Annotated in this window: 14 protein-coding genes and 1 pseudogene; 8 read left to right on the top strand and 7 right to left on the bottom strand. The window is 72.4% G+C overall.

Annotated features, from left to right (window positions below; genetic code table 11):
• Nucleotides 1–12: 12 nt before the first annotated feature.
• The 5 genes from FXF52_RS14950 to FXF52_RS14935 all read right to left on the bottom strand — a co-directional run bounded on the left by FXF52_RS14950 (nucleotide 13) and on the right by FXF52_RS14935 (nucleotide 3,566).
• On the bottom strand, nucleotides 13–1,017 hold the full coding sequence (locus FXF52_RS14950) for a hypothetical protein (RefSeq protein WP_148797502.1): 1,005 nt from the start codon (nucleotides 1,015–1,017) through the stop codon (nucleotides 13–15).
• A 369-nt stretch (nucleotides 1,018–1,386) separates the two neighbouring features.
• Nucleotides 1,387–2,073 (bottom strand): deoxyribonuclease V, encoded by a 687-nt coding sequence (gene nfi / locus FXF52_RS14945; protein WP_148797501.1) that lies wholly within the window; start codon nucleotides 2,071–2,073, stop codon nucleotides 1,387–1,389.
• On the bottom strand, nucleotides 2,070–2,237 hold the full coding sequence (locus FXF52_RS41645) for a hypothetical protein (protein ID WP_187413508.1): 168 nt from the start codon (nucleotides 2,235–2,237) through the stop codon (nucleotides 2,070–2,072). The genes nfi and FXF52_RS41645 overlap by 4 nt, the downstream gene beginning before the upstream one ends.
• A gap of 112 nt (nucleotides 2,238–2,349) precedes the next feature.
• On the bottom strand, nucleotides 2,350–3,165 hold the full coding sequence (locus FXF52_RS43070) for a hypothetical protein (protein ID WP_255471974.1): 816 nt from the start codon (nucleotides 3,163–3,165) through the stop codon (nucleotides 2,350–2,352).
• Entirely contained in the window at nucleotides 3,162–3,566 is a 405-nt protein-coding gene (locus tag FXF52_RS14935) for a YbaB/EbfC family nucleoid-associated protein (protein WP_148797500.1), read from the bottom strand. Before FXF52_RS14935 ends, FXF52_RS43070 begins: the two co-directional genes overlap by 4 nt.
• Before the next feature lie 83 nt (nucleotides 3,567–3,649).
• Here FXF52_RS14935 and FXF52_RS44055 point away from each other — a divergent pair.
• A pseudogene (locus FXF52_RS44055) lies at nucleotides 3,650–3,763 on the top strand (SUKH-3 domain-containing protein); the annotation flags it as partial.
• 203 nt (nucleotides 3,764–3,966) lie between these two features.
• Nucleotides 3,967–5,928, top strand: a complete 1,962-nt coding sequence (locus FXF52_RS14930; RefSeq protein WP_148797499.1) for a twin-arginine translocation signal domain-containing protein — start codon at nucleotides 3,967–3,969, stop codon at nucleotides 5,926–5,928.
• 44 nt (nucleotides 5,929–5,972) lie between these two features.
• Here the strand turns inward: FXF52_RS14930 and FXF52_RS14925 are convergent, their stop codons facing one another.
• Nucleotides 5,973–7,412 carry an aldehyde dehydrogenase family protein gene (locus FXF52_RS14925; protein ID WP_148797498.1) on the bottom strand — a complete coding sequence of 480 codons (1,440 nt, stop codon included), beginning with the start codon at nucleotides 7,410–7,412 and terminating at the stop codon, nucleotides 5,973–5,975.
• Nucleotides 7,413–7,553: 141 nt separating this feature from the next.
• Between FXF52_RS14925 and FXF52_RS14920 the strand changes: the two genes are divergently transcribed.
• From FXF52_RS14920 to FXF52_RS14900, 5 genes are all read left to right on the top strand, one after another.
• Nucleotides 7,554–8,990, top strand: a complete 1,437-nt coding sequence (locus tag FXF52_RS14920; RefSeq protein ID WP_148797497.1) for a gamma-aminobutyraldehyde dehydrogenase — start codon at nucleotides 7,554–7,556, stop codon at nucleotides 8,988–8,990.
• Nucleotides 8,991–9,053: 63 nt separating this feature from the next.
• Entirely contained in the window at nucleotides 9,054–10,325 is a 1,272-nt protein-coding gene (gabT, locus tag FXF52_RS14915) for a 4-aminobutyrate--2-oxoglutarate transaminase (RefSeq protein ID WP_148797496.1), read from the top strand.
• Between the two features lie 207 nt (nucleotides 10,326–10,532).
• Nucleotides 10,533–11,816 (top strand): GAF domain-containing protein, encoded by a 1,284-nt coding sequence (locus FXF52_RS14910; protein ID WP_148797495.1) that lies wholly within the window; start codon nucleotides 10,533–10,535, stop codon nucleotides 11,814–11,816.
• Between the two features lie 41 nt (nucleotides 11,817–11,857).
• The gene (gene adh, locus FXF52_RS14905; RefSeq protein WP_148797494.1) at nucleotides 11,858–13,363 is read left to right on the top strand and encodes an aldehyde dehydrogenase; all 1,506 of its coding nucleotides are present in this window, start codon (nucleotides 11,858–11,860) and stop codon (nucleotides 13,361–13,363) included.
• Nucleotides 13,363–13,707 carry a DUF779 domain-containing protein gene (locus tag FXF52_RS14900; RefSeq protein ID WP_148797493.1) on the top strand — a complete coding sequence of 115 codons (345 nt, stop codon included), beginning with the start codon at nucleotides 13,363–13,365 and terminating at the stop codon, nucleotides 13,705–13,707. The genes adh and FXF52_RS14900 overlap by 1 nt, the downstream gene beginning before the upstream one ends.
• A 63-nt stretch (nucleotides 13,708–13,770) precedes the next feature.
• Here the strand turns inward: FXF52_RS14900 and FXF52_RS14895 are convergent, their stop codons facing one another.
• A complete protein-coding gene (locus FXF52_RS14895; protein ID WP_148797492.1) occupies nucleotides 13,771–15,786 on the bottom strand; it encodes a hypothetical protein in 2,016 nt (671 codons plus the stop codon).
• Nucleotides 15,787–16,053: 267 nt separating this feature from the next.
• Here FXF52_RS14895 and FXF52_RS14890 point away from each other — a divergent pair.
• Nucleotides 16,054–16,644 (top strand): hypothetical protein (locus FXF52_RS14890; RefSeq protein WP_222870522.1); only part of this gene is annotated, 591 nt, incomplete at its 3' end.

Below are 16,644 nucleotides of genomic sequence, written 5' to 3'. Positions count from 1 at the left end.
CCAGGCTCGCGCTCAGCGGGGCGGGCGGGGCAGCACCGTGGTGGCGTCGCCAGCGGCCGGCGCCGGCGGTTCCCCGCCCGGGCGGTCGCCAGCGACGGAGGCGCCGTACACGTTGCCCGTCGGGCGGGGCGACGCGGGCCCGCCGTAGACGGTGGGGGTGGCCGGCTGCTGCCCGTACACCTGGCCGGTCGGAGCCCCGGACCGGTACGTGGTGCCGGCGCTGCGCGGCAGCGGGACCGGCGGGTGATCGCCCACCCGCTCGTCGACCTTCTCCGCCCGGTTGCGGCGCACCAGCAGCACGATAAGGGCGACACCGACGAGCACCAGTGCGATGCCGAACCACATGATCGGGGAACCTCCGGAGGACGAGTCGGCGGCCGCGGCGCTGGATCCGACGGTCGGGGCGAGCGCGGCCACCGCGGCGGTCCCGCCGTCGGCCCCCGGCGGGGTCGTCGCGGCGCTCGGCGTGGCGGTCGGGGAGGGCTTCCGGGACGGCGTCGGGGACGGCGTCACGGCCGCCGCCCCGCCCACCACCCGGGCCTCGTCGGCCGCCCTGCCAAGCTCCCGGCCGGCCGCGGTGCTCGCCTCACCGACGACGCTCAACCGCCCGCCACGCGCGCCGTTCAGGAAGGCGACCCGGTAACGGACCGTGATCTCCTTGCCCTTGCACAGGCTCGGCTTGGCCGGGGACGTGGACGACGTGCGCACCGTACCGCCGCCACCAGAGACCGGCACCGGCCACCAGCGCCCGTCATAGTTGACCTGCACCTGGACCTGGTTGGCCGCGAGGCCGTCGAGCCGCAGGCCCAACGCGGTCCGCAGCAACACACAGCCGTCGGTACGCTTGCGCACCTCGACGGCCACCGTGCCGGGCGATCCCCCGACCTTGAAGCTGTCCGCGGCGCGCAACTCCACCCGGTCGCCGTCAGCCAGAGCCGGAGACGCGCCGACGGCGCCCAGGCCGCCCAGCATCACGCCGACCATGGCCAGTCGCGCCGCATGCCGCCTCACCGACATCTCCACCTCACCGTTTCCACCCCGGACCGGGTCCGCCGGTAGGTTACTACCGCCCCTGACCAGCACCCGCCCATCAAGCGCGCCACATGTGCGCCGCGACACCCCGGCCGCCTCCGCCAGCCCCTCCATGTTCGACGTCTGCTGATCAGGGCGGCCCGCCGGTAGCCGGTCCGGGCAACGGCGGGCGGTCGCCTGCGTGCGTCGCCGCTGATCGGCGATCGATCCGGCGAGTGCGTCGCAGCCGGCCGGCGCTGGCCGACTCGGTCGGCGGTGGCCGGCCCGATCAACGCTGGCCGGCCCACTCGACGCTGGTCGACTCGGTCAGCGGTGGCCGGCCCGATCAGCGCTGGTCGACCCGATCAGCGCTGGTCAGGCGAGGGCGGCGGCCAGCGCGCGCCGGCACAGCCGGTCGGCGGTGCGGGTGGTCTCCGGCAGCCGGTAGCTCGGCGTCAAGGCGAGCACCCGGTCGACCGCGTTGTCCAGGCTCATCCGATGACCGACGCTGACGAAGACCGGCTTCACCCCGTCCCGGGTACGCAGCACCCGGCCGACCACCTCACCGGCGTCGCGCAAGGGCGTCCAAGCGCCCCGCTCCGGGCTGGGCTCGTCCCACTCGCCGACCAGCGGGGTCTTGCCCACGCCGATCGCCGGGAGCCCGGTGACCAGGCCGAGGTGGCAGGCCAGCCCGAACCGGCGCGGGTGCGCCAACCCGTGCCCGTCGCATACCAGCAGGTCGGGGCGGACGGTGAGCCGGTCCAGGGCCTCCAGCAGCGCGGGCAGCTCGCGGAAGGCGAACAGCCCCGGCACGTACCCGAAGGCGGGCCGGCCCACGCTGACCGCCTCGTCGACCACGGTCAGGGTGCCGGCGTCCAGCACCGTCACGGCCGCCGCGAGCCGGTCACCGCTCTCCGCGTACGCGACGTCGAGGCCGGCCACCGTCGTGGGCGCGGTCGGACCCGGCCCGACCAGGTCCACCCGCGACCGCAACTCCTCCTGTACGCGCAGCGCCTCCGCGACGTCGCCGGGCGGCACGTACGGGGTGCCTCCGGCCGTCACGACCGGTCGGACTTCCGGCCAACGCCGGTGAACGCGATGCCGAAGGCCAGCCCGATCCCGATGCCCATGGCGATGCCCCCGGCGCCACCGATGGTGAGCAGCCCGATCACCAGCCCCAGCACGATCCCTGTCGCCCAGAGGGCGGCCTTGCGCGTACCCGTCACCACCTCACCGTAGCCAGCGGATCAGCCCCGGGCCCCAGCTCTCGTGTCCCTGCCGTCCGTTGCTGGCCCACCCGGCGCCGGCGACTGGTGACCCGAGTTTCTGGACGCTCACTCAGTGGGTGGCCAGATGGTGCAGCGCCCGGGCGGTCAGCGAGTCGGCCAGTTCGGGCGTCGCTAGGATCATCCGGACCAGGTGGGGCCGCTGCGTCAACTGCCGTACCAGCGTCTCGGCCAGCAGTGGTTCGTCGCGCGGCGGCGCCTCCCAGGCCTCGTCGAGCATCCGTTGGATCCGTGGGTCGGCGAACAGCCGCGCCACGTCGCCGGCCGCCGCGTCGTCCAGCTCCGGCGCCAGCCGCCCGAGGGCCGCCGCGTCGGAGTGGTGCGCCAACTCGACCGGGGTAACGCCCGCAGCGAAAACCTGGTCGAAGTTCGTGCTCGCGGCGATCGCGTCCCGAACGAAGAGGCCGGCCGATATCCGCTCGGTGTGTGCTTCGAGATGCGCCCGCCGCACGTCGTTCGCATCGGGAGTCGGCGCGCTGCCCGGAAACGAGATGCCGCCCGCCCGGCGAAGCGTCGTGGACTCTCCAAGCAGGTGCACATGCCGGTGCGGGGTGTGCTGCCGGTACGGCATCTCGCCGAGTTGACGGGCACTGGTCCGGTCGGTGTCAACGACGTCGGCGCCCAGTCCTTCGAGGGAGCGGCCCAACATCTCCCAGGCGCGCAGCAGCGTCTCCTCGTAGCCGCGGTAGTGCTTCTCGAAGGCGGCATCGATGTCGTCCCGACCCCACGGCAGCTGCGCACTCGCTTGGCCGGCCTCCCGCCGGGAGGCGCTGACCGCCTCGCCGGCGGGGGTCAGGTCGGCACCGCCGCGGCGGGACCGCTCCGGGTCCAGCCAGATCTGCCCCTCCGCCACCGTGATCAGTCTCAACGCGAGAGGACGGCGTCCGCCCGGCCGAGCAGCGCGCCGAAGTCGTTGGTACGCAGGAACTCCACCGACGGCGAGCCCGGCGACAGGTAGCCGGCGACCAGTTCCCGGATCGCGGTGGCCGCAGCGGACGCCCGCAGGACGGTGTCGGTGATCTTCCTGCTCAACGCCTTGGCGTCCCGATCGTAGAAGACCGACGGTGCCAAGCCGACGCTGATCAGCTCGCCCCGGGCCCCGACCACCGTGGTCACCTGGCCGTCGTCAGGGCGCTCGGTCACCCGCAGTTCGGCCAGCCCGGTCGGGAGTCCGTCCAATTCGGACCGAAATCGCTGGCACTGGCCGTAGACCTCGTCGAACCGCGCCCGCATCGCACGGTTCGCGGCCCGGTCCGCGCTCTCCGCCACCGCCGCCCCTCTCCGTTACCGTCGGTAGGGCTGACCATACCGGGCGCCACGGAACTCGTGGGGGCCGCAACTTCAGACTGACCTTCGCGCTCGACCAAGCCGGCGAGTGGTTCCTCGGCCCGGACATCGACGCAGCCCTGACCACCCTGCTGCTGGGCCGCTCCCCGGCCCGGGTGCGCGACGACGGCACCTGGTGAGCCCGGCGGAAAGGACCGCCGGGTTCGAGCACCGGGCTGCTGAGCCTCGGCCGGTGACCGGCCTGCCGAGGCCCTGGAGATGACAACTTCGGTCGACCGGACAGGTCCGCCCACCGCATCGACCGCCGCCCCGAATACCTTGACGCCAATCGTTGGCGCTAATTAGGGTCCTGACCGTAACCAGGCCGACGAATGGAGACGCCATGCCCCTCAGCCGTCGATCGTTCCTGGCTGGCAGCGCCCTCACCGGCGTAGCCCTGGTAACCGAGCAGAGCCTGGGATTGTTGCCCGCGTCCGCCGAGAACGCCACGACGCCCACCCCGACGAGTTACGGTCCGGCCTCTTTGACCGCGGCCGTCCGCGGCGCCGCCGTCATCGGCGACCGCGTCTTCATCACCTCGCGGTTCAACACTCCTGAGGGGAAGATGCGCCTGGGCGAGTTCAACGTGCACACCGGCGAGACCCACGCCATCGTGGATCTCGCCATCGCCAGCAGCGGCGGGCAAAAGCTGGCCACCGACGGGCGCTACGTCTATGTCGGCCCGGCCGGCAGCGCGGACGTCTACCGGTACGACCCGCAGACGAAGGAGCTGATCGCCTGGGCGCGGGCTGGTGGCGCCACCACCTGGTACTACGACATGGTGGTGCACGGCGAGCACCTCTACATCGGCACGTACCCGGACTGCACGGTCAAGCGGATCCGCCTGGCCGACGCCACGGTCGAGACGTACGGTCGCATCTCGACATCCCTGTACGCGGCGGCCGTGGCCGTCGACGACGAGTACGTCTACGGCGGCTCGGCCGCGCCGGGCCGACTGCTGATGTGGCCGAAGCAGGGCGGCGCGGCGACCGACCTGAGTGCGCACCTCAGCGCCTCGCCGGTCGGCATCCTCGACATGACGGTCTCCGACGGTGTTCTCTACGTCGCCAGTGGCCGGCAGCTCATCTCCGTCAACCGTGACGGCACCGGGCGGGTCTCCCGAGACATTCCCGCTGAGGACCGCTACGTCGACCAGGTCGCCGTGGGCAGCGACGGCAAGGTGTACGCCCTCTGCCGGCTCACCACGAACCTCTACGAGGTGACCGCTGACGGTCTGGTCAAGGTCGGCCAGCCCTTGGCGGACGTGGAGAACCAGCTCCTCGCCCCGCTGCCCGGCGGCGGGCTGGTGGGGGTCAGCGGGCTGGGACACGTCTGGACGGCGACCCCCGGCGGTGCTGTCACCGTGTGGCAGACCGCCACCCGCGGCTTCGGCTACCCGGAGACCGTCCAGTCGATGATGCGGCACAGTTACGACACCGTCTGGGTGGGCGGGCACTACGCGATGACGGTGCACCGGCCGGAGGCCGGCACCAGCGAACGGTTCGACGTCAACGGCGAGGTCAAGGCGATGGCCGAGGGGAAGGCCGGCGTGGTGTACGCGGGCCTCTACCCGAGCGCCCAGCTCGTGGCGATCAACCCGGACACCTTCGAGATCAGCCCACTGGGGCTGCTCGGTAACGAGCAGCTGCGCACCAAGCGCATCCAGTTCGACAAGAAGCGCAACCAGCTGATCGTCGCGTCTAGCCCGCAGACCACGAAGCACACCGGCGCGCTGACCTTCGTCGACCTGGCGAGCGGCAGCTTCGACGTGCACCGGGAGTTCCTGCCGGAGCAGAGCGTGATGGACGTGGTGGTGCAGGGCACCACCGCCTACATCGTGGGCGACACCTACGGCGAGGGCACGAGCGGGCCGCTCCGCAAGACGGCCCAGGTGGCGGCGGTGGACGTCGTCACCCGCACGCTGTTGTGGCGCGAGGAGATCAAGCCGGACTGGCAGTCGTACGAGAGTGTGTACGTGGTCGGCAACCTGCTGTACGCGGTGGGCCGGCGTCCGCGCGGCGCCTGGTTCGCGTACGACCTGCACACGCGCACGGTGGTCATGGAGGGCGACCTCGGCGGCTACGGCCAGCTCAACGGCGTGAAGGGCCGGGTCTTCTCCTGGGTGCACTGGACGAACGACATCTCCGCGTTGCCGACCGTCCCGGGCGGCGAGGTCACCACTCTGTACGACAACGTGCCGCGCGGCTGGTACAACAACCCGATGTTCAGCTTCACCCCGAACGGCAGGTCAACCTGGGGCATGCTCGGCAACGATCTGGCGTTGTTCCCGCTGCCGGAGGAGTGACGGTCCGTCCGCCCGGATCGGCGCTGTCGCTCCACCGGTGGAAGCTACAGCGCCACCCCGGTCAGCACCATGACGCGCGGCTCGGTGTAGTCCTCCATGGCGCTGCGCAGCCCTTCCCGCCCGACGCCGGAGCCCTTCACCCCGCCGTACGGCATCTGGTCGGCCCGGTAGGACGGCACATCTCCCACGATCACCCCGCCGACCTCCAGCGTTCGGGACGCCAGGAAGGCGGTCTGCAGGTTGTGCGTGAAAACCCCAGCCTGCAACCCGTACGGCGAGTCGTTGACCGCGGCGAACGCGGCCTCGTCGCTCTCGACCCGGGCGACCACCAGCACCGGCCCGAACACCTCTTCCGCGCTGACCTTGGCCGTCGACGGCACGCCGGACAGCACGGTCGGCGGGTAGGTCGCGCCCTCCCGCCGGCCGCCGACCTCGATGGTGGCGCCGGCGGCGACCGCCTCGTCCACCCACGCCTCGACCCGCTCGGCGGCCGCGACGGAGACCAGCGGGCCGACGTCGGTCAGCTCGGAGGTGGGGTCCCCCGTCCGCAGCGCCTCCACCGACGCGACCAGCCGGGGCAAGAAGCCGTCGTAGAGCCATTCGTGCACGTACACCCGCTGGACGGCGATGCACGACTGGCCGGCCTGGTAGTTGGAGAAGGTGGCGATCCGGTGCGCGGCGAAGGTCAGGTCCTCGTCGGAACTCCAGTCCTCGCAGATCACCGCCGCCGCGTTGCCGCCCAGTTCGAGGGTCACGTGCTTGTCCGGGGCGGCCCGGCGGATGGCCGCGCCGACCGGCCCGGAGCCGGTGAACGACACCACCGGCAGCCGGGGGTCGGCGACCAGCTCGGCGGCGCGTTCGTTGGGCAGCGGCAGCACCGAGAACATCCCCTCGGGCAGCTCGGTCTCGGCGAGGATCTCGCCGAGCAGCAGCGCGGACAGCGGGGTGGCCGGGGCCGGCTTGACGACGATCGGCGCGCCGACGGCGATGGCCGGGGCGACCTTGTGCGCGACCAGGTTCAGCGGGAAGTTGAACGGCGCGATGCCCAGCACAGGGCCCTTCGGCACCCGCCGGACCAGCGCGATCCGCCCGGTCGCCGCCGGGTCGGTGTCCAGGCGCTGCAGCTCGCCGGAGAAGCGTCGCGCCTCCTCGGCGGCCCACCGGAACGTGGAGACCGCGCGGCCCACCTCCGCCTTCGCCCACTTGACCGGCTTGCCGTTCTCCGCGGTGATCAATGCGGCGACCTCGTCGGCGCGTTCGGCGAGCCGCCGGGAGATGTGGTCGAGGGCCGCCGCGCGCGCGTGCGCGGGCAGGGCCGCGGCCGCCGCGGCCACTCCGGCGGCTGCCGCGACGGCGGCTTCGACCTGGTCGGTCGTGGCGAGGGTGGTACGCCCGACCGTCCGGCCGTCGTACGGGTGGGTGACGGTCAGCTCGCCCTCGCCGTGGGCGGGGCGACCGGCGACATAGAAGGCTCTCGGCTCCACGATCGGCAGCGTAGACGACGCGAAGGTCGCGCGGAAACAGTTGCCTCAGCCCTTGTCTGTTGCGAATTCAGTAGCCAAGATGGCAGTCAGATTGCGATAACCTCCGCTGACCTTCCCCCCGGCCATCCTCGGAGACTTCTGATGAGTGATCAGCAACAGCTGCGCAACTTCGTCAACGGCGAGTACGTCGACCCGGTGGACGGCGGCTACGCCGACCTGATCGACCCGTGCACGGGGGAGGTCTTCGCCCAGGCGCCGGTCTCGGGTGCCGCGGACGTGGACGCGGCGATGAAGGCCGCCGCGGCGGCGTTCGAGACGTGGCGGGACACCACCCCGGCCGAGCGGCAGAAGGCCCTGCTTAAGCTCGCCGACGCGGTGGAGGCCCGCGCCGCGGAGATGGTCGACGCGGAGGTACGCAACACGGGCAAGCCGCGCCAGCTCACCGCCGACGAGGAGCTGCCGCCGGCGGTGGACGAGTTCCGCTTCTTCGCCGGTGCCGCCCGCCTGCTGGAGGGCCGCTCGGCCGGCGAGTACCTGGCCAGTCACACCTCGTACGTGCGGCGCGAGCCGATCGGGGTCTGCGCCCAGGTCACCCCGTGGAACTACCCGCTGATGATGGCGGTCTGGAAGATCGCCCCGGCCCTCGCGGCCGGCAACACGGTGGTGCTCAAGCCTTCCGACACCACTCCGGTGTCGACGCTGCTGCTGGCCGAGATCGCCGCGGAGTTCTTCCCGCCGGGCGTGTTCAACGTGATCTGCGGCAACCGGGACACCGGCCGCGCTCTCGTCGCCCACCCGACCCCGCAGCTGGTGTCGATCACCGGCTCGACCCGGGCGGGCATGGAGGTGGCCGCCGCGGCCGCGCCGGACCTGAAGCGGACCCACCTGGAGCTGGGTGGCAAGGCCCCGGTGGTGATCTTCGACGACGCGGACATCGCGGCGGCGGCCGAGGCGATCGCGGTGGGCGGCTACTTCAACGCCGGCCAGGACTGCACCGCGGCGACCCGGGTGCTCGCCGGGCCCGGCATCTACGACGATTTCGTCGCCGCCCTCGCCGAGCAGGCGCGCAACACGAAGACCGGCGCACCGGACGACGAGGACGTGCTCTACGGCCCGCTGAACAACGCCAACCAGCTCGCCCGGGTACGTGGCTTCGTGGACCGGCTGCCGGACCACGCGAAGGTCGAGACCGGCGGCTCCCAGGTCGGCGAGCGTGGCTACTTCTACGCCCCGACCGTGGTCTCCGGCGTGCAGCACGCCGACGAGGTCATCCAGCAGGAGGTGTTCGGGCCGGTCATCACCGTGCAGCGCTTCTCGGACGAGGACGAGGCGGTGCGCTGGGCCAACGGCGTCGAGTACGGCCTGTCCGCCTCGGTCTGGACCAGGGACCACGGCCGGGCCATGCGGATGACCCGCCGGCTCGACTTCGGCTGCGTCTGGGTGAACACCCACATCCCGTTCATCTCCGAGATGCCACACGGCGGCTTCAAGCACTCCGGGCACGGCAAGGACCTCTCGGTCTACAGCCTGGAGGACTACACCCGGATCAAGCACGTCATGCACAACATCGAGGGCTGACCGGTGAGCGCGAGGAGCGAGCCGGGTTTGCGAGCCCCGCAGTCGCGAACGGAGAGTGGCCCCGTGGCATCGTCTGACGAGCTGCACAAGCGGCGCGGGGCCGCGGTCGCCCGCGGCGTCGGCAGCGTCATCTCGTCCTACGTGGACCGAGCGGCCGGTGGCACCATCACCGACGTCGACGGGCGGGAGTGGATCGACTTCGCCGCCGGCATCGCGGTGGCCAACGTCGGCAACTCCGCCCCGCGGGTGGTCGAGGCGGTGCAGGCGCAGGTCGAACGCTTCACCCACACCTGCTTCATGGTCGCCCCCTACGAGTCGTACGTGGCGGTGTGCGAGCAGCTCAACGCGCTGACGCCGGGGAGCTTCGAGAAGCGTTCGGCGCTGTTCAACTCCGGCGCCGAGGCGGTGGAGAACGCCGTGAAGATCGCGCGGCACGCCACCGGCCGGCCGGCGGTGGTGGTGTTCGACCACGCCTACCACGGCCGGACCAACCTGACCATGGCCCTGACCGCGAAGAACATGCCGTACAAGCACCGGTTCGGGCCGTTCGCCGGGGAGATCTACCGGGTGCCGATGTCGTACCCGCTGCGCGACGGCGGGCTCGACGGGGCGACCGCCGCGGCGCGGGCCATCGAGCTGGTGGAGAAGCAGGTCGGCGCGGAGAACGTGGCCGCCCTGCTGATCGAGCCGATCCAGGGCGAGGGCGGCTTCGTCGTACCCGCGGAGGGTTTCCTGCCGGCACTGCGCGAGTGGGCGACATCCACCGGGGTGGTCTTTGTGGCCGACGAGATCCAGACCGGGTTCTGCCGGACCGGGGACTGGTTCGCCTGCCAGCACGAGGGCGTCGAGCCGGACCTGGTCACCCTGGCCAAGGGCATCGCCGGCGGCCTGCCCCTGGCCGCCGTGACCGGGCGGGCGGAGCTGATGGACGCGGTGCACGTCGGCGGCCTCGGCGGCACGTACGGCGGCAACCCGATCGCCTGCGCCGCCGCGCTGGCGGCCATCGAGACCATGCACGAGCTGGACCTGGCCGCCGCCGCCCGGCGGATCGGCGCGACCATGGTCGACCGGCTGCGGGCGATCGCCGCCCGCGACCCGCGCGTCGCCGAGGTACGCGGGCGCGGCGCGATGCTCGCCGTGGAGATCGTGCAGCCCGGCACCCTGACCCCGGATCCAGCCGCCACGGCGGCGATCTCGGCGACCTGCCACGCCGCCGGCCTGCTCACCCTCACCTGTGGCACGTACGGGAACGTGCTGCGTTTCCTGCCCCCGCTCGTCATCTCCGACGAGGAGCTGGCCCGGGGCCTGGACATCCTGGACGCGGCGTTCGGATAACCCCGGCGGTCGGCCCAAGTTCGTGGCACACCATGGATTTCCATCCCCCCAGGCCATCCATGGTGTGCCACCCGCCGCCCGCCGGCCCGGTCAGCCTCACCGAGGGCGACGGATTGCCGAGGGTGCTCTGCGCGGGAAGGGGCCTTCCGTCTCGCCGCTTGGCGGATCGGGGTGAGGTGGGTCACCATGGGCGGGAGGAGGTCGGTGGTGGCTGACCCGTGGCTCGCCCTGGAATTCGGTGCCGATCCGGCGGAGCGGATCGCGCAGGTCGGCGCCGCCCACGAAGCGTTCCTCACCGGCGGTAGGACACCGGACCGCGTCCGCGAGGTGGTCCGCCGGTCGTGGGAGCGGTCCGCACTGCTCGACCCGGAGACCACCGCCCCGGTCGACCTCACCGACGACGCGCTGGAGAGCTACCGGGCGGCGCACCCCCTCGCGCAGGTGCTGCCACTCTTCCGCGACCTGCTCGGCGGCATCGCCCTCGACGGCGCGCACCTGATGGCGGTCTGCGACGCGGACGGGCGCCTGCTCTGGGTGGAGGGCCATCCGGGGGTGCTCCGGCACGCCGAGCGGATGAACTTCGTGCCCGGCGCCCGCTGGGACGAGACGCACGCCGGCACCAACGCCCCCGGCACCGCCCTCGCCGTCGACCACAGCGTGCAGATCTTCGCCACCGAGCACTTCGTCCGGCCGGTGCAGCGCTGGACCTGCGCCGCCGCCCCCATCCACGACCCGGCCACCGGCCGGCTGCTCGGCGCGGTCGACATCACCGGCGGCGACCACCTGGCCACCCCGCAGAGCCTCGCCCTGGTCCGGGCCACCGCGCGAGCCGCCGAGGCGTTCCTGGCCAACGCCGCCCCGGCCGAACCCGGCGTGGTGCACGTCGCCGCGCTCGGCCGCGACGAGGCGGAGCTGCGCGTCGGCGGCCGGCGCATCCGGCTCGGCCGCCGACACAGCGAGCTGCTGGTGCTGCTGGTCGACCACCCCGAAGGACGCACCGGCGAACAGCTCGGCCTCGACCTCTACGGCGACGACCGGCTGCACCCGGTCACCCTGCGCGCCGAACTGTCCCGGCTGCGCCGGGCGCTCGGCGACGAGCTGCTCGACTCCCGCCCGTACCGGCTGCGGTCGACCGTGCGCGCGGACTTCCGTACCGTCACCGAGCTGCTGGAACGCGGCGATCCGGCGGGAGCGCTGCAGGCGTACCCCGGGCCGTTGCTGCCCGGGTCGGACGCACCGGGAGTGGCGCGGCTGCGCCGGCTGGTCGACGGGCAGCTCCGCGCGGCCGTGCTGGCCGGCGCGGACCCGGCGCTGCTCGCGGCCTGGACCGCGACGCCCACCGGCGCGGACGACCTCACCGCCTGGCAGGCCCTGGCGCGGGCGCTGCCGCCGGGCGCGCCCCGCCGGCCACTCGCCATCGCGCGGGCCCGCCAGCTCGCCGAGGAGTACGACCTGCCGCGCGCAACGTCCCTGCAACGTCGAGGAAACTAACGTCCCCCGCCATCCAGCCCTGACGGACGGCGGAGGTACCCATGGCGCGCTACGACGCCCCCACCCACTGGCAGTCCCGCTACGACCACTTCATCGGCGGCGAGTACGTGAAGCCGCACGGCGGCCGGTACTTCGAGAACCCCAGCCCGGTGACCGGACAGACCTTCTGCGAGGTGGCCCGAGGCACCGCCGAGGACGTCGAGAAGGCCCTCGACGCCGCGCACGGCGCCGCCGACACCTGGGGTCGCACCTCGGTCGCCGACCGGGCGGTCATCCTCAACAAGATCGCCGACCGGATGCAGCAGAACCTGGAGACCCTCGCCGTCGCCGAGACCTGGGAGAACGGCAAGCCGGTACGGGAGACCCTGGCCGCCGACATCCCCCTCGCGATCGACCACTTCCGCTACTTCGCCGGGGCGATCCGGGCCCAGGAGGGCACCCTCGGCGAACTCGACGACGACACCGTGGCGTACCACTTCCACGAGCCGCTCGGCGTGGTCGCGCAGATCATCCCGTGGAACTTCCCGCTGCTCATGGCGACCTGGAAGCTCGCCCCGGCCCTCGCCGCCGGCAACGCCGTGGTGCTCAAACCCGCCGAGCAGACCCCGGCGTCGATCCACTACCTGCTCTCGCTCATCGCCGACCTGCTCCCGCCGGGCGTGGTCAACGTGGTCAACGGCTTCGGCGTCGAGGCGGGCAAGCCCCTCGCGTCCTCGCCCCGGGTGGCAAAGGTGGCGTTCACCGGCGAGACCACCACCGGGCGGCTGATCATGCAGTACGCCAGCGAGAACATCAAACCGGTCACGCTGGAACTCGGCGGCAAGAGCCCGAACATCTTCTTCGACGACGTCAGCGCCGCCCGCGACGACTTCTTCGACAAGGCCCTCGAAGGCTTCACCATGTTCGCCCTGAACCAGGGCGAGGTGTGCACCTGCCCGTCCCGGGCGCTGATCCAGCAGGGCCACTACTCGGACTTCCTCGCCGCGGCCGTCGAGCGGACGAAGGCGGTGCGCCAGGGCCACCCCCTCGACACCGAGACGATGATCGGGGCGCAGGCGTCGAACGACCAGCTGGAAAAGATCCTGTCCTACCTGGACATCGGCCGACAGGAGGGCGCCAAGGTGCTGACCGGCGGCGAGCGGGCCGACCTGGGCGGCGAACTCTCCGGCGGGTACTACGTGCAGCCGACCATCTTCGAGGGCGACAACTCGATGCGGATCTTCCAGGAGGAGATCTTCGGCCCGGTGGTCTCGGTGACCTCCTTCGCCGACCTGGACGACGCCGTCAAGATCGCCAACGACACCCTGTACGGCCTCGGCGCGGGCGTCTGGACCCGGGACATCAACACCGCGTACCGGGCCGGGCGATCGATCCAGGCCGGCCGGGTCTGGACCAACTGCTACCACGCGTACCCGGCCCACGCCGCGTTCGGCGGCTACAAGCAGTCCGGCATCGGCCGGGAGAACCACAAGATGATGCTGGAGCACTACCAGCAGACCAAGAACCTGCTGGTCAGCTACTCCCCGAAAAAGCTGGGCTTCTTCTGATGGGCGACCCGGTGACCCTGACCCCCGCGGCGGCCGACCTGATCCGGTCGCTGCGGGGGCAGCACGGCCCGCTCATGTTCCACCAGTCCGGCGGCTGCTGCGACGGCAGCGCCCCGATGTGCTACCCGGCCGGGGAGTTCCGCACCGGCGGCTCGGACTTCCTCCTGGCGTCGCTCGACGTCGACGGCGTCCCCGAGCCGGTCGAGTTCTGGATGTCCGGCGCCCAGTGGGAGCTGTGGAAGCACACGAGGCTGACGGTCGACGTGGTCCCCGGTCGGGGCAGCGGCTTCTCCCTCGAAGCCCCGGAAGGGGTCCGCTTCCTCATCCGCTCCCAGCTCGCCTGACCAGCCAGGGCCCTACCGACCACCGGGAGTCCCCGGCTGCCGGTGGTCGGGAAGGCCCCGGGATCACCGCTCGAGGACGGCCACGGCCTCGCGCAGGTCGTGCCGGAGCTGTTCGTCCTGCCAGGCGGTGTCCACGACGACCCCGCCGGTGATCACCCGGGCGTCCCGCTCGGCGAGGTCCCGCAGCGCCGACAGCACACTCCGGGCATCCATCTCCGCCAGCAGCGGCAGCACGCCGCGCGTCCAGCCCTCCTCGACGAGGCGGACCAGGACCGGCGCGAGGTCGTCCGGGGACACGCCGATCCGCCAGAGCGCCCGTACCGGCGCCACCGGACCCACCCGCTCGTCGAGCAGCTTCCACAGGGCCGGTTCGTACGCCGGGTCGGGGAACCGGGCCACCAGGTCGGCGGCGGCGGACGCGGCCCACCAGCCGGTGCCGAGCACCGCCTGGACGGTGGGCAGCACCGCGTCACCGTCGTCGGCAAGCTCCAGCACCGACCGGGCCGCCAGCAGCTGCGCGTACCGCTCCGCCTCCGTCTCCAGCGCCACCCCGGTCAGGTACGACCGCAGCCTGGGCAGCAGCGCGTCGAGCGCCGGGACCGCGTCGAAGGCCTGCCGGAGCCGCCAGTCGTCGCCGTTCGGCCCCGCATCGAGCTGCCGGGCGACGGCGGCCACCACCGGCTCGACGTCACCCGTGGCCCGCCACAGCACCACCCCGGCACGAACGTCGCCCTGGGACGCCGCCCTCCGCAGCTCCGGCACCGCCGGCTCGGGCGCCGCCCCCATCGCAGCGAGCGCGGCCGCCACCCGGGCCGGGGCGACCGGCAGGGCGGTCACCAGCTCCGGCACGGCGGCGGAGGCGGCCGGTCCCCACCGTTCGAGCAGGGTGGCCAGCCCGGTGACCAGCACGGGGTTGTCCGCGCCGGCCAGACGCCCCCGGGCCGCAGACAGCACGGCTGCGCTGAAGGGTGGCTCGGCGACCGGCAGCCGCACCTCGTGTCCGCCGGCCCAGACCGCGCAGATCACGTCGACCCAGCGCGGGTCGGCCAGCATGGCGAGGGTCTCCACCGCCCGCTGCTGAGGGGTGTATCCGGTGGCGTCCACCACCGCCGGCCAACCGGCAGCGACCTGTGCCAGGTCATCGGCGTACGGCGCCGAGGCGGGACCGGCGGTACGCAGCACCCCGACCACCTCGGCCCGGACACCCTCGTCCGGGTCGTGCAGCGCCGGCCCAAGCAGAGGCAGCAGCAGGGCCGGGGCGGAACGCAGCTGCCGGCAGCGCTCACCGATCGCGTACGCGGCGGCCTTGCGGGCCGGTGGTGCGGCGGTGAGCAGGCGGCCGAGCAGGTCCACCACGAACCGCTCGTCGGCCTCGCTCACCAACTCGTCCAGGGCCTCACCCTCGCGCTGCCAGTTGTAGTCGAGCTCCACCTCCGGGTCGAACGCCGCGGCGAACGCCTCCACGGCACCCGCTGGCCAGGGCAGCCCGGCCCGGTGGATCGCGACCACCGCGGCGACGCGTACCGGTGGCTCCTCCTGCTGCAGCGCGGCGGCCAGCAGGTCGGCGGCGCCGCCCGGGTCACGCAGCCCGAGCGCCAGCGCCAGCGAGGCCCGGACACTCGGCACCTCCTCGATGGCCCACCGGGCCCGCAACAGGGCGGCCGGAAGCCGGTCCCCGCACTGCGCCACCGTGTACGCCGCGTCCGCGCGGACCTGCGGGTCGGGGTCGGCGAGCAGCGCCGCCAACCGGTCCGCCTGCGCCCGCACCGCCTCGCGGACCTCCTCGGCCTCGTCGCCGTACGCGTGGTGCGGGTCGGCGAGCATGCCCACGGTGGCCAGGATCTCGGATCGCTGGTGGCGAGCCGCCGATGCCAGCTCCACGAGAATCGGCACGGCCGGCACCGTGGCGGAGTAGACGGTGCCCTGGTGGAAGATGCTGCCGATGATCTCGCTGAGGGCCTCCTCGACCTCGTCCTCGTCGTCGGAGGCGAGGGCCCGCAACAGGTCGGGGACGTCCTCGGCCGTCCCGTAGGCGTGGGTGAGCCGCGTCCAGTCGATCTCGTCCAGCCGGTTCAGCACCCGCCGCACTCTACGCCGCTGCTTGACGCAGGCGACCCGTCGCCGTCGCGGTTGCAGTATTAGCAGTAAGGCTCACCGACTTGATTAGGAATCATCAGTGATCATAGATTGGCCGTGTGGAACCTCCCCGACTCTTAAAAGCCGTGCAGCGTTTCGGTGTATCCCGCTGGCGCTAGGTGTTTGGGTTGACTCGGGAGAGATTCAGTTGACGCGGGTCGGGCGTAAGTGCTGGTTGTCCGGCATCGGTGTTGTCGAGGCGGTGGGTCGGTGAGCGGGAAGGTGCCGCTGGGCGAAGGCGAGACCTTGCGCACCGCTTGTGCCCGCGCCGTGCTGCGGACAGGCGTGGACGAGGGGACCGGTGAGGTCCTGTCGCAGGCCGTGCTGGCGCAACGTATCGGCTGGTGCGCCGACCTGGTGGCGGGGATGGTCTCCGACCTGTTGGCGGAGCGCTGGAATCCCGCGGATGTGGACGTGCTCGCCTCCGGCGTGGACGCCGGCGGCCGGAAGCTTCCGTCGAACGCCTGGATGGCGCTGCGACGCTTGGGCTGGACGGTCGCCCCGCCTGAGGGTGTGAGGGTCAACGACCGGATCGTGCGCATGGCGCAGGAGCAGGCCGGACGGGCGCTGCGCTCGGCGTCGTGGCGTGCTGGCCTGACCGCTGGGGTGCTGGCGACGTGGCCGGCCGATCCGCGTCAACGCACCGCGCAGGAGTGGGAGCAGGTACGCAAGGCGGTTCCGGGCGGGGAACATCTACCGTCCAGCATTATCAAGTCCCGCACCCGGCAGGCCGCCAGGTTCCTTGCCGTCAATGGCCGGCTGCCGGTGGACGTGTTCGAACTTGAAGGCGTCCCACGGGTC

It is taken from the genome of Micromonospora sp. MP36 (assembly GCF_008119785.1).
Classification (GTDB): Bacteria; Actinomycetota; Actinomycetes; order Mycobacteriales; family Micromonosporaceae; genus Micromonospora.
This window is presented reverse-complemented; position numbering and strand designations above follow the sequence as displayed.